Below are 13,292 nucleotides of genomic sequence, written 5' to 3' on the forward strand. Positions count from 1 at the left end.
CTTCTCCAAAGGACATATCTTTCAAAACTTTGAAAGATTATACTGTAATTAAACTATTGTAAATTCTGAAAACTGTGATCTATTCTAATTTTTGATTCTCTAGAATTTTTTGTAAGTGTATTTTAGAGTAGATTTTTATTAAATTTGAAGTCAAAACGATCGATATGGGGCTCAATTATTATCAAATTAAGAAGAATATTCTTAGAGCCCGAAAACTAGTTATCAAAGCCACTAATGCTGCTGGTTCGGGACACCCTGGTGGTTCATTTTCAATGGCTGAGATATTAGGCTGTCTATTTAACAAACACCTAAAGTTTGATCCTAAAAATCCACAATGGGAAGATAGAGATCGATTAGTGTTATCAAAAGGTCATGCCGCTCCAGGATTGTTTTCAAATATGGCAGTTGCAGGATATTTTCCAGAATCTGAACTTGAAACTTTGAGAAAATTTGGAAGTAAATTACAAGGTCATCCAGATTTGAAATGTCCTGGCGTTGAATTTTGTGGTGGCTCTTTAGGTACTGGTTTATCATATTCAGTCGGAATTGCACTAGCAGGAAAAATTGATTCTAAAGATTATCATGTTTACACGATTATTGGAGACGGTGAATCTGATGAAGGTCAGATTTGGGAGGCTGCTATGACTGCTTCAAAATACAAGGTTGATAATCTTACTGTCTTTCTTGATAGAAATTTTATACAACAAGATTCTTACACTGAAAAAATTATGCCTCTTGATAAAAAATTAGAGAGTGATGATCTTTCTGAAATGTGGAAAGATGCTTCTAGATGGAAAACTGGTGACAAGTGGAGATCTTTTGGTTGGAATGTAATTGAAATTGATGGTCATCGAATTGAACAAATTGATTCAGCTATTACAAAAGCAAATGCAACAAAAGGTGTACCGACAATAATTATTTCAAGAACCATTAAAGGAAAATCTGTTGAACATATGGAAGACAATCCTGCATGGCATGGAAAAGCACCTGACTCTGATGTTGTTCCAATTATCAATATGGAATTAGATTCTCAATTCATGATTGCACCATCAATTATTGCTGGTGATATGACAAATCTTGAAAATGAAGTTAAAAGATGTGTTTCTGGAAGGGCTGATTTTATTCATCTAGATGTTATGGATGGTCAATTTGTTCCAAACAAAACATTTGATCATGTCAAAATCAAAGAATTACGCCCGCTTACTGTAATACCATTTGATTCTCATTTGATGATTAATGATCCTGTAAAACATGTTCGAGATTACATTAATGCAGGAAGTGATATTATCACTGTACATGCGGAAGTAACTGATGAATCTAGTTTTGGAGAAATTCATGATGTATTAAAACAAAATCAAGTTGGTGTTGGTTTTGCAATAAATCCTGACACTGAATTACCTGAATGGTCTTACAAATTCTTGTCTTCTCTTGATCAACTCATTGTCATGTCTGTGGTTCCTGGAAAATCTGGTCAAAAATACATTGAGGAAACACATGCTAAAATGGCTAGATTGAATATCATCTTAAAAGAACATAATTTTTCAGGATATATTGAGGCTGATGGTGGTGTGAATCTTGAAAATATTGGCTCAATTTTTGCAGATGGTGCTCGTGCATTTGTTGGTGGAGGAGCTATTGTTGGACAACAAGATGTACGCATTGCAATTAGAGATTTCAGAAATGAAGTACTATATTCTAGAAGAAAACTATTGCTTGACAAAGCAAATGAGTTAGGTGGAACTGAATTAGTGAACAAATGGATTGGATTACATGTTGTTGGTGAAAAACAAGAACAAATTAAAAAAATTGCACAGGAGAGAGGATACCTTTGAATGATCCAGTAATGACTGATATGCGTTCAGAATATTCAAAATCTTTAATTCAACTTGGAAAAGAAAATCCAAACGTTGTTGTTTTAGGAGCTGATACTACTGATTCTCTAAAAACATCTGGTTTTGGAAAAGAATTTCCAAATAGATTTTTCAATGTTGGAATTGCAGAGGCTAACCTTGTTACAACTTCTGCTGGATTGGCAGTATCTGGAAAAATTCCTTTTGCAAGCACTTATGCAATATTTTTACCTGGAAGAGCAGTAGATCAAATTAGAAATAATGTAGCTTACCCTTCTCCACCTGGAAAAAAAGGCCTTAATGTAAAATTTGTAGTTTCACATGGTGGTCTTTCAGTTGGACCTGATGGTGGTTCCCATCAGCAAATTGAAGATATTGCAATAATGAGAGTAATTCCAAATTTCAGAGTTTTTATTCCTGCAGATACAGTTGCAGTTTCTAAATTGACCTCTTTAATGGCAAATGAGTATGGGCCATTTTATATGAGAATGGCAAGATCTAAAACACCTTTGGTTCATTCAGATTCTCAAAACTTTGAAACTGGAAAAGCAATTACTCTGAGGGATGGTTCTGATTGTACCATTGCTGCATGTGGAATTACTGTCCGAATGGCATTGGAAGCTGCTGAAACCCTTCAACAAGAAGGAATCTCTTGTAGAGTCTTGGATATGTTTTCTATAAAACCAATTGATAATGAAATTTTAGAAAAAGCTGCTCGTGAAACTGGATGTATTGTTACTACTGAAGAACATAATATTGTAGGCGGTATGGGCTCTGCAGTTGCTGAATCTGTTTCTGAATCATATCCTGTACCCATTAAGAGAATTGGTGCTCAAGATATGTTTGGTGAATCTGCTAGGGATGATGAGATTCCTTTACTTTTAGAAAAGCATGGAATAACATCTTTTAATATGGTAAAACAAGTCAAAGAAATTAGGAGTAAAAAACTATGAAAATCTTTCTTGATACTGCCAATTTAGAATCAATAAAAAAATTCAATGATATGGGACTACTTGATGGAATTACTACAAACCCCTCTCTTCTGTCAAAAGAAAAAGGTAATCCTAAAGATGCAATGGAAGAAATTACTAAAATTATCAAAGGTGATGTAAGTCTTGAAGTTGTTAGTACTGAATTTTCTGGAATGATTGAAGAAGGAAAACGACTACGTGAATATGGTGATAATGTTGTTGTTAAAGTTCCTATGACTCCTGATGGATTAAAAGCATGTAAATCATTTTCATCTGAAGGAATTCCTGTGAATGTCACATTGGTTTTCTCTCCAAACCAAGCTCTACTTGCTGCAAAATCTGGTGCAAAATATGTTAGTCCATTTATTGGAAGATTGGATGACATTGGTCAAGATGGTATGAGTCTTATTCAAGACATTAAAGAAATTTTTAAAAATTATCCTCATCTAAAAACTGAAATTCTAGTTGCAAGTGTTCGTCACCCAATGCATGTAGTTGATGCTGCAAAAATTGGAGCTGATGTAGTTACTTTGCCTCCTGGAGTATTAGATAAGATGCTTCAACATCCATTGACAAAAATTGGTTTAGAGAACTTCCTCAAAGATTGGGAAAAAGTAAAAGCAGAAAATCCAGACGTAAAAATATAAGATAATTTTATTTGAATACTATTGTAAAAATGAAGTTTTGAGGAATACTACTTACCTCTGCTTTTTCTAGAACCTGTTCCTCTACCTGTACTTCGAGTCATTCCTTCTGTTGAAGGTCTATCTTTTGGTTCTGGTACATCGCTAAGTTTTCTAGAACCTGTTCCTCTACCAGAACTTATTCTAGTATTTCCTGCGGCTTTTTTCTTTTCTGCTTGGAGTTTTCTAAATTCATCTCCTGAGATTTTTTGTTTTGCATCATCAACCTCAATAGTTCCTGTTCCCCTTCCAGTTCGTATTTTGATTTTGCCCATGAAATTAGTTAAATTATCTGGTATTTATCTAAGATCATTTTTGAACAAGATCCAATTTCACTATCTTTAGTTATTGATCCAGCCTAATTTTTTGAAATATGTAAACATCATAATTGCTGGAATTGCTGATGCAAGAATTACAATTATGAAAGTTGTAAATGGTCCTAAGAACATTGGGTTTTCATCAACCCCTCCTGGTAAATTTACGTTCATTCCATAAAATGTTCCAATTACCGTTGCTGGAATTGCTAATGTGAATATAATGGTCAAGACTGCAAGTACTTTGTTTGTTTTTTCTGTACTTAACACAAAATCTGTGTCTTTGTAAATTTCCATTGTCTCTCTTGACTCTTCCAATGTTTCGATTACCTTGTCAATATGGTCAATTACGTCATCAAAATATAATGAAAGATCTTCTTCATCTCTTTCAGAGAATTTCTTTACATTTTTTGTAATTTCTAAAACAAATTTCTTTAATGGTGTGGCTATTCTTCTTAGTCTGTTAATTTCTCTTCTAAGTAATGCAATACTTCTTGCTACTGGTTTTGTCTCATCAAACACTCTATCTTCGATTTCATCTAAATTTGCAATCATCTTTCTTGAGGTGTGTAAAAGATCATCTACTAACACATCTATGATCTCGTGAAGTAATAATCCTGAAGATTTTTGTAATATTCTATTTTTTCTCTGTTCATCTGAATTTGATTTGCAAATGTTTACTAATTCTACAAGTGGTTTTAGATCTCCTTGATGAACAGTTACTAGGAAATCCTTGCCTATGAATATGGATAATTGACTATTTTTTGAAATTCCAACTTTTTGAGTAAGTGGTGGAAAATGAAGAATTACAAAGAAATGATCATCATAACTATCTAATTTTGGAAGCTCAAATTTTGTCATACAGTCTTCAATGTTTAAAGCATTGAAATTGTACTTTTTAGCAAGTTCTTCAACATCATTTCTATCTGGATTCTGTAGGTCTATCCATACAAACTTCTCTGCATGTATAGTTTCAATTTTTTTCTCAATAGAACTCTCTGTGGTTTTTCTACCTGAACGTAATCTATTGGATATGAATCCTTTTTTCATGTCGAAAAATACCCTGATACAACAAATTTAAAGCGATCGTTAAGAGCCTGACAAAATCTGTAATTGATTGTGAAATAAAGAACTGTACAAAAATTTTAGGCTCTTGTTACTTGTATGGAAGTAGGTACATTCCACCATAATATGTTAGTCCGATTGTAATGGCCATTGCAACCCACCAAAATCTCATAATAGAAATTTCACCTAGTTAATAATAAATCTACAGTCCGATTTTCATAAAAAATCAAAGATTATTACTGGATAATCTCTTTTTCTAATTTGTGGCCTTCGTAGTACAGTGGTTAGTATAGAGGATTGTGGATCCTCGGACAGGAGTTCGATTCCCCTCGAGGGCCCTCCTTTTATTTTAGAGTCATACAGAACAAATTATTCCGCATAAAACACAACTCATAATTTTGTAGGTTTATTTTCTAATAATGCTGAGATATCATTTATGTCGACATTTTTGAACATCTCTACTTCCTCATTGTTGTTATCCATACTGATAAAGAGTAAATGTTCATCATCAATAGGAATGGTCATTCTCTTAATTTTTTCATATGATGTGACTGAATACAGAGGCTTTCCAACTTTATCTTTAATCTCTGCACGTGATTTCCATGATTCAATAGTTCTACTCAATTGCTCTTTTGTTTCTTCTAAAGAAAACAATTTTCTAATATCGTCACGGCGTTTTTGAAATAATAACTCTCCATCTAAACTACAAATTGCTGAAAACCTAACGTTTTTGTTTGAAACCATCAAAACATCTAAAAATTTTTTATAATCTTCCATTTTTTTCATTAATCTTTACTATTAAAAAATATGATCATGACTGTATCAAATCTAATATCCTGAACTCACTTAGAATATTCCAAATTTACTTGATTCCATCTCTTCTTTTATAGCAAGCTTGAATCTAGGTGATTTACTCTCTAAATTATTGGTCAACCAAGTAAGAAACTTTTTTTCCGTTCCTTTACCCTTTAATTTTTCAAAATCAGGACCCATTATATCCACTAATTTTTGAATTAGTGATTTATTTACACTTAATACAAAAAAATGCCATCCAAACGCAAATTCAGAGTCTGTCATAACAAAATCTTCTTCACTATGAACCATCTCTTCTAATAGTGATAGTTGCCTTGTTAGCGCTTTACTTGTTTTATCATAATCTACGGCTGATACGTTGATGTGCATTCTTCCATCCATGATTGATTTATGTAAAAACAAAATAAAAGGATTACACGAATTATTCTTTTAACATGGGTTCAAAGTCTATGTCAAAATTCATTTTCATGAGTTTAATGTATGTTTGAATAGATTCTGGGATGTCGTCCCCACATGCAACCCCTAACTTTTTTGCATTGATCCATATGACTAAGGTTTGAATAATTGTAAGAAATCGATCGTTTTTGATCTCCGGTGATCCGATTGCTTTTGTATATCTTTCTGCAAATTCCCAAGCCGTAACAAAATCTACACATTTTACACCAAATATTGCTAATAATTGCTCTTGCATGTTTTTTGCTTTTGTAAATGGTACTTTGTTTATGATGTATGGAAAATCTACTTTATTTGGAATGCAATCTGGTAATGGTCCCCAAATAGTAATTATTTTTGTATCTGGTTTTAGTTCTTCAAATTTTTTTAACATCTGATTTGTAATATTTTCATCTGTAAACCAAAACAAAATTACCGTGGCATCAGAAATTTCTGAATCTAAAACATCTTGACATCTTAATTCAGCTTGAATTTGTTTTTCTTCAAGCTTGTTTTTTGCAGTTTCAATTTTTTCACTATTATTGTCTATTCCTACAGCTTTTTTTACCTGAAATTCCTTTACTGCAATCTCGATTCCTTTTTCATTTCCACATCCTAAATGATAGAAAATATCCTCTTTCTCTAGTTCAACAAATTTGAAAATTTCTCTTAGGGATTTTTCTGGTAATTGTACATCTTCCCCACTTAGTAAATTTTCAGGAAGAGTCTCTAGATATTCATCAATTTTCAATAATTCTTATTTTAAAAACGAGAATTTATTCTCTTATGCTTTCTAATTTGGACACTGCCTGCCATAACTGTGTTCTGACATATGATGGCATATTGGGATCTTGTGTTACATCATCAAGCAAACTGATTGTATTTGCAGCTCTTACTGACAATGAATATTCTTCATTATTCAAATCTGCAATCAAATCTGTAATGGATTTTTTTATTGTTTTTGGAGTCGAACTGCTACCAATAATCTGATTTAATGTCTCAATTGCTTCTTTCATTGATTCTTTGTTTTGTTGGTCGTCAGCCATTTTTCCACCTTTTCTTAAAAATTAGAAGTATATAGTTACATCTCTACAAATACGCTATCAGATTCAACTGTAACATTGTATGATGTTAAATCTCTAATTTTTGCTGGAAATTTAACCAGTTTTCCTGTCTTACAATCAAATTCTGCTGCATGCCATCCACATGTTACTATACAACCATCTAATTTTCCTTCTGAAAGACTTGCACCAGAATGAGTACACGAGTCATCTGTTGCACAATATTCTCCATCAATATTTGCAACTAGTATGTCTCTTCCATCAATGGATACTTTGATCATTTTTCCAGGAGGAATATCTGATGTTTTTCCTGCAATAATTTTTCCCATCGAAGTTTTTATCTTACAAGACTTAATATTTTTTCGTATATATGATTAGAAATGCAAAATCTTCTGATAAACTTCAAGTTTTAAAATTTTGTCAAAATACTTTTTCTTGGGGTGATTATGTTGAGCATGTTTGGGATTTTTGGTTAAATGAAGATTTGTTGTTTGTTTACGAGAAACAATTTCCAGTTGGTCTTTGCCATGCATTTTTTTCAGAAAATCAAATATGGATAGAGGGAATTAGAGTTGATTCAAATTTTCGTAAACAAAAAATTGCATCTGAATTAGTTAATCATGTTGAATCTATAGGAAAAAGAAATGGTGCATTATTTTCATTTATGTTAATTGATGTTGAAAATTCTATTTCTCTCTCTATGGCACAATCCTTGAATTATAAAATTTTCCAAACTTGGAATTTTTATTCTCTTGAGCCTAAAAAAAACTCAAATTTCAATATCGTTTTTGCAAACTCTTTAGATCATCATATTTGTACTCATTATGTCAAATCTTGGAGGTGGCTTCCAATTAATGATACAACCATCTCTAAATTTATTCAACAAAACAAAATAATTCAATCAAAAATAGATGATACAGTATCTACTGCAATCCTTTCTGATTCTGAACATTTTGAAAAAACTCTTGTTGTTACATTGTTTTCAGGTTCTCAAAAAACTACCTCACAAATATTATTATTTTTACAAAACCACGCCATGCAAAATAATTACACTCGCATTCAAATTTTAACTAAAGAAAAATTACAGAAATCCGATCTTTTAGAGCAAAAACTTTCTTTTCACTTGCTAAGAAAAAATCTATCTTGATTTTACAACTTTTATTGTGTTGTTTAAAATTCCTAGACCTTCAATCTCCATCTCTACTTTATCTCCGTCTTTTAAGAACACTGCATTTGGTTTGTTTAACATAACTCCTGCGGGTGTACCCGTTGAAATAATGTCTCCCTTTTCTAATGTCATAACTTTGGAAATTTTTGAGATTATTTCAGGTATTTTGATAAACATATTGCTGGTGGATGAGTTTTGTCTCAACTCTCCATTAATTTTAGTTGTTAATTTTAGATTTTGTGCATCTTGAATTTCATCTGCAGTTGTGATCCATGGTCCACATGGAGCAAATGAATCAAAACTTTTTCCTCTTGTGAATTGTTTATCTTTAAACTGAATATCTCTGGCGGAAACATCATTGAATACCATATATCCAAAAATTACATTTTTAGCTTCATCAGGACTGATATTTTTACAATTTTTCCCAATTATCAAGGCTAATTCAACCTCATAATCTAACTGTGTGACAAAATCTGGGCATTCAATATGAGAATTGTTTCCACTAAGAGCGGTTCTGGGTTTTATCACAATTGCCGGATCTTCAGGTGCTGTTAATCCTTGCTCTTTTGCATGGTCTACATAATTAAACGCCAAACAGATTATCTTGTTTGGATTTGGAATTGGTGCTAATAGTTTGAACTTTGAGAGATTTTCTTCATAAGGCAAATCTTGTATTTTATTTTTTATTTCGTCAAACCATCCATCAAAAAGAAAATCTTTTACATTATATGGAATCGGAACTCCTGTAAGATAAGTTATCTCATCTTTTGTTGCAACTTTGTCCCCTTTAACAAATCCATATGTTTCATTATTTTCATATAACAATCGTGCTATTTTCATATCAATCACTTGTGTGTAAAAATTGCTTGATTCTGTGAATCTTTTCTACAATATCCAAATCTAACAAACTGAATCTCTTCTCCTTCTTTTAATTGTAAATATTGAGGTTCTGTATAAACGTCTAATTCTTCTAAACTGTCTTCATTAAATTCTTCACCATTGAACAAAATATTTGGAATAATCATTTTGATTTCGTGAGCTGTTTTTTGAGGTACCCACTGAATTTTTGGTATGTTGGATGAATCTCCTTCTACAAACTCTCCTTCAAACTCATCACTGACTTTTGTAATCTTAACATTACCTAATCCTAGCAACCTAATTGATGATTGTTCCTTAATTAATTCTGTATCATCCCCAGAAATGTAAAAATCTTCAGTAATTTCGATTTTTCTTTTTCCCATGTCATTTACTGGATGATTGGGAATCTCAACCACTGATGTTGGCAAATTTTTTACCTTTAATTTTTTGGCATCTTTTACCATAAACAATCTCATACTATCTGCATCCACGAATTTTCGATTGAATGCTTCAAGTGCATCAAATGGAGCAAGTGTGTTTGCTTTAGTTAATCCTAAAGACATGATGAACTTTCTAATTGCTTCAGGTTTTATTCCTCTTCGTCTAAGTGCCTCTAAAGTTGGCAGTCTAGGATCATCATACCATGAAACTTTTCCTTCCTCAATCAACGGCTTGATTATTCTCTTTGATATTGGCATTCCTTTGAATTCGAGCCTAGAGAAAAAGCCTTGTTGAGGTTTCCTCATGCCTAGTGCATCTAAAATTGCATCGATAAGCTCTTTTCGCAATTCAAATTCTTTTGAACGAAATGCATGTGTTACTCCATCTACACTATCTTCAATTGCTACTGCAAAATCATAACTAGGCCAAATTCTGTATTTGTCCCCTACTGTGTAATGCTTTTCATCAATAATTCGTAATAATACAGGATCTCTCATAACTGCATTATCTGCTTTCATATCTCCACGAAATCTAACTATTGCTTCTCCTGGTTTGAATTTATTTTGCATCTTTTCCCAGTTTTTATTATTTTTTCCAATATCTTCCATACTGCATTTACAATCTTTTCTTTCTCTTCGATTCTTACTGATGTCTTCTCTTTTACAAGTACAAATGTATGCTTTTCCAGAATTAATTAACTCAATTCCTTTTTCATAAAATAATTCCATATCGTCTGAAGTATTTTTTACTTGGTCAAATTCTATTCCTAACCACTCTAGTCCTACTTTAATTGCCGCATGGTACTCCATTCTTTCAGCTTCAGGATTTGTATCATCCATTCTAAGTATGAATTTCCCTCCGTACATCTTTGCATATTCTGAATTAATTATTGCAGCTTTTGCATGTCCTATGTGTGGATAACCATTTGGTTCTGGAGGAAATCGTGTAACAACTTTTCCATGTTCTGCATCTTTTAGTTCTGGTAGTCCTTCTCTTTCCTCGATTTTTTCTTTAGGAACTAACGCTTCTGGAAAATTTTCTTCCATCTCTTTTTGTTGTTCTTCTGATGATAATTGGTTCACTGATGCAACAATCTCTGAAATTTCAGGAGAAATTTCTTTTACTTTGGTTCTAAATTCTGGTTTTGTTCCAAGAATTTTCCCTAAAATAATTTTATCTTGAGTTTGACCTCCATGCTCAAAAGCATTCTGAAGAGCCATTTTTCTAATTTCTTTTTTTATTTCTTCATCCATTGTGATTTACCTGATGTGTCTAGACACTTCTCTTTACTACAAAATCTAATAATGCAATAAGTTCAGTTTTTGCCGAGCCTGAATATTTTGAGAGTGATTTTTCAGCTTTTTCAGCGTATTTTAATGCCTGTTTTCTAACACTATCCTCTATACCTAAAGAACGAATTACATCTACTGCCTTGTTTAGATCATTTCTTGAAATTTTTGGATTTCCAAATGCCTTTAAAATAATTTTTTTGTCTTTACCTTTTGCAATCTTTATTGCCATTAGAATTGGAAGTGATTTTTTACCTTCACGAAGATCATTACCTACTGGTTTCTTTGTGATTTTAGGATCTCCCATTACTCCAATCAAGTCATCCGTAATTTGAAATGCAATTCCTAGATTTCTTCCAAATGAAGAAAGATTTGAAATATCTCTAATCTTATTTGTTGCACATATAGCTCCCATTGCACATGATACATCAAACAATGCAGCAGTTTTCTTTCCAATCATTGTAATGTATTGGGATTGTGTTGGAATTTTCTTTTCTTCTGCCATTTTGACATCCAATAATTGCCCTTCACAAACATCTACACATGCTTTTGCAAGTCTTGAAATAAGATGTGTAGTCGCAGTTGGTGATAATTTAGTATCTGAAATTACTTGATATGCTTTTGAAAATAATACATCTCCTGCAAGAATTGCAATTGGCATGCCATATTTTCTATGTGTAGTTGGTACGCCATGACGCATCTCATCATTATCCATAATGTCGTCATGAACTAAAGTAAAATTATGAACCATTTCAACTGCACTTGCAGCTGGCATTGCCTTGGAAACTTTTCCACCTAAAATTTGACAACTTCTAATTACCATATATGGTCTAAGTCTTTTTCCTCCATTAATGATAAGGTGACCTGCAGCGTCATAGAGTGTTTTTGGATTTCCTTTTAATTTTGATTTAAGATACTTGTTTACAATTTTTGCATTTTTTTCAATCTGTTTAGTTTTTTTCATTTACTAATCTCCATTTTTCTTGTGGCAAATGTGTTTTGATTGCATTTTGCAATCCTTCATGAATTTCACTAGTCATCCATGTAGATAAGATATTTGCATGTTTTTCTAGCATAGAATTATCTGATTTGTCCAGCAGTTCTAATGCAATTAGCATCCATGGACAATAAATCTGAGGGTTTGTTTTGATTTCTGAAAGCAATTCATTGGCTGAAATCCATTTAATTTCATCTATCTCTCCTTCAATCTCTTTTAATTCTGTAGATTTGTCAATGACTCCAATCAATGTTCCACAGATTTCATTTTCTGAACCTATGTCTTTGTAGGGTACATGATATTCAAATTTGTGTAAATAATACAACTTTCCTTCAATTCCTAATTCTTCAGGCATTCTTCTTTCTCCTGATGAAACATACGTTTCTGATTCTCTAGGATGACTTGCAAATGTGCCATCCCAATCTCCTGGCCACAACATTTTTTCTTTTGCTCTTTTTGTTAGAACCAACCTTCCACTTTCATCAAACAATAATGCAGTAAATGCTCTGTGAAGTTTCCCGTTAGGTAAATGACATTTTACTTTTTCTTCTTTTCCAATAGGGTTGTCGTTTTCATCAACTAGTATAACGAATTCGTCAGTCATTATTTTCCTCTAAACAACGTTCCCTCAAATTTCCTATTTTTAATCGCTTTCACGATTCTTTCAGGTTTGTTTCCATTTACAAAAAATACATTCATTCCCATCCTTGAAATTTTTGATGCTTCTTCAATTTTTCTAGTCATCCCCCCTGTCACATCCATTTTATTTTCAGAGATAGATGGACGTTCTCCTTTTAATTCGTGAATTAGTTTTTTAGATTTAAGATCAGAATACACTCCATCTTCATTTAAAGCAAAAATACAAAGTTTAGGTTTTAGAATTTTTGCAAAATGAGTCATTATTTTATCTCCTGATAAAATGAATGTCTTATTTTGTCCATACCATAATGCATCTCCAAAAGTAACTGGAATCAAGCCTGATTTTGAAATTTTTTCAACTTCTTTTACTTTTTTTGTTATTGGTTTGTTCCCTGTCATAAAATCTGTAGGTGGAAGACAATATGGATTTAATTTGTTTTTTAGAAATGAATCTAAAATTATTTTGTTTAATTCTATCATGGAGTTTTTTATAATTGAAACCCCTTTCAAATCATATTTTCTTTCTTTAGTGTGCATGTCATATTTGACAGACCAATAATGTCCATAAGATCCTCCGCCGTGAACTATTATTATTGGCTCTTTGATCTTTTTGAGACTCTTTGCCAGGTTGTCTATTGTTTTTCTTCTTGCAGATAATGGTTTTTCTTTATTTGTAATAATTGAACCGCCCAATTTTATGAGAATCATGTT

The 13,292-nt window shown here is 32.3% G+C and carries 16 protein-coding genes and 1 tRNA gene; 5 read left to right on the forward strand and 12 right to left on the reverse strand.

What is annotated here, in order from left to right:
• Positions 1 to 164 precede the first annotated feature (164 nt).
• The 3 genes from ACX12B_RS07585 to fsa are packed head-to-tail and all read left to right on the forward strand — an operon-like array spanning position 165 to position 3,468.
• On the forward strand, positions 165 to 1,832 hold the full coding sequence (locus tag ACX12B_RS07585; RefSeq protein WP_459353419.1) for a ribulose-phosphate 3-epimerase: 1,668 nt from the start codon (positions 165 to 167) through the stop codon (positions 1,830 to 1,832).
• Positions 1,829 to 2,803, forward strand: coding sequence for a transketolase family protein (locus ACX12B_RS07590; RefSeq protein ID WP_459353420.1), 975 nt, complete (start codon positions 1,829 to 1,831; stop codon positions 2,801 to 2,803). The genes ACX12B_RS07585 and ACX12B_RS07590 overlap by 4 nt, the downstream gene beginning before the upstream one ends.
• Complete coding sequence (gene fsa / locus ACX12B_RS07595; protein WP_459353421.1) at positions 2,800 to 3,468, forward strand: fructose-6-phosphate aldolase; 669 nt, start codon at positions 2,800 to 2,802, stop codon at positions 3,466 to 3,468. The genes ACX12B_RS07590 and fsa overlap by 4 nt, the downstream gene beginning before the upstream one ends.
• 47 nt (positions 3,469 to 3,515) lie before the next feature.
• Here fsa and ACX12B_RS07600 read toward each other — a convergent pair whose 3' ends face one another.
• Positions 3,516 to 3,779, reverse strand: a complete 264-nt coding sequence (locus tag ACX12B_RS07600; protein ID WP_459353422.1) for a hypothetical protein — start codon at positions 3,777 to 3,779, stop codon at positions 3,516 to 3,518.
• A 66-nt stretch (positions 3,780 to 3,845) separates the two neighbouring features.
• Positions 3,846 to 4,868: a magnesium transporter CorA family protein gene (locus ACX12B_RS07605; protein ID WP_459353423.1), complete on the reverse strand. Its 1,023-nt coding sequence runs from the start codon at positions 4,866 to 4,868 to the stop codon at positions 3,846 to 3,848.
• Positions 4,869 to 5,149: 281 nt separating this feature from the next.
• On the opposite strand from ACX12B_RS07605, the gene ACX12B_RS07610 reads away from it, so the two are divergent.
• Positions 5,150 to 5,221 (forward strand) — tRNA-His (locus ACX12B_RS07610).
• A 52-nt stretch (positions 5,222 to 5,273) separates the two neighbouring features.
• Here the strand turns inward: ACX12B_RS07610 and ACX12B_RS07615 are convergent.
• The 5 genes from ACX12B_RS07615 to ACX12B_RS07635 form a co-directional block, all read right to left on the reverse strand.
• Positions 5,274 to 5,660, reverse strand: a complete 387-nt coding sequence (locus ACX12B_RS07615) for a hypothetical protein (RefSeq protein ID WP_459353424.1) — start codon at positions 5,658 to 5,660, stop codon at positions 5,274 to 5,276.
• A gap of 69 nt (positions 5,661 to 5,729) precedes the next feature.
• Entirely contained in the window at positions 5,730 to 6,077 is a 348-nt protein-coding gene (locus tag ACX12B_RS07620) for a hypothetical protein (protein WP_459353425.1), read from the reverse strand.
• A 40-nt stretch (positions 6,078 to 6,117) separates the two neighbouring features.
• Positions 6,118 to 6,879 (reverse strand): class I SAM-dependent methyltransferase, encoded by a 762-nt coding sequence (locus tag ACX12B_RS07625; protein ID WP_459353426.1) that lies wholly within the window; start codon positions 6,877 to 6,879, stop codon positions 6,118 to 6,120.
• Positions 6,880 to 6,904: 25 nt separating this feature from the next.
• On the reverse strand, positions 6,905 to 7,174 hold the full coding sequence (locus tag ACX12B_RS07630; RefSeq protein WP_459353427.1) for a UPF0147 family protein: 270 nt from the start codon (positions 7,172 to 7,174) through the stop codon (positions 6,905 to 6,907).
• A 35-nt stretch (positions 7,175 to 7,209) separates the two neighbouring features.
• Entirely contained in the window at positions 7,210 to 7,518 is a 309-nt protein-coding gene (locus ACX12B_RS07635; RefSeq protein ID WP_459353428.1) for a Rieske (2Fe-2S) protein, read from the reverse strand.
• Positions 7,519 to 7,559: 41 nt separating this feature from the next.
• Between ACX12B_RS07635 and ACX12B_RS07640 the strand changes: the two genes are divergently transcribed.
• Complete coding sequence (locus ACX12B_RS07640) at positions 7,560 to 8,336, forward strand: GNAT family N-acetyltransferase (RefSeq protein ID WP_459353429.1); 777 nt, start codon at positions 7,560 to 7,562, stop codon at positions 8,334 to 8,336.
• On the opposite strand, the gene ACX12B_RS07645 is transcribed toward ACX12B_RS07640, so the two are convergent.
• Genes ACX12B_RS07645 through ACX12B_RS07665 form a run of 5 tightly spaced genes read right to left on the reverse strand, consistent with a single transcriptional unit; the run spans position 8,328 to position 13,289 of the window.
• Positions 8,328 to 9,197, reverse strand: a complete 870-nt coding sequence (locus ACX12B_RS07645; RefSeq protein ID WP_459353430.1) for a fumarylacetoacetate hydrolase family protein — start codon at positions 9,195 to 9,197, stop codon at positions 8,328 to 8,330. The two genes, ACX12B_RS07640 and ACX12B_RS07645, sit on opposite strands and share 9 nt — an antisense overlap.
• 5 nt (positions 9,198 to 9,202) lie before the next feature.
• Positions 9,203 to 10,909 (reverse strand): glutamate--tRNA ligase, encoded by a 1,707-nt coding sequence (locus ACX12B_RS07650; RefSeq protein WP_459353431.1) that lies wholly within the window; start codon positions 10,907 to 10,909, stop codon positions 9,203 to 9,205.
• 19 nt (positions 10,910 to 10,928) lie between these two features.
• Positions 10,929 to 11,909, reverse strand: coding sequence for a polyprenyl synthetase family protein (locus tag ACX12B_RS07655; RefSeq protein WP_459353432.1), 981 nt, complete (start codon positions 11,907 to 11,909; stop codon positions 10,929 to 10,931).
• Positions 11,896 to 12,546 (reverse strand): isopentenyl-diphosphate Delta-isomerase, encoded by a 651-nt coding sequence (idi, locus tag ACX12B_RS07660; protein WP_459353433.1) that lies wholly within the window; start codon positions 12,544 to 12,546, stop codon positions 11,896 to 11,898. The genes ACX12B_RS07655 and idi overlap by 14 nt, the downstream gene beginning before the upstream one ends.
• Positions 12,546 to 13,289 carry an isopentenyl phosphate kinase gene (locus ACX12B_RS07665; RefSeq protein WP_459353434.1) on the reverse strand — a complete coding sequence of 248 codons (744 nt, stop codon included), beginning with the start codon at positions 13,287 to 13,289 and terminating at the stop codon, positions 12,546 to 12,548. Before ACX12B_RS07665 ends, idi begins: the two co-directional genes overlap by 1 nt.
• Positions 13,290 to 13,292: the final 3 nt, after the last annotated feature.

This window comes from Nitrosopumilus sp. S6 (assembly GCF_054515815.1).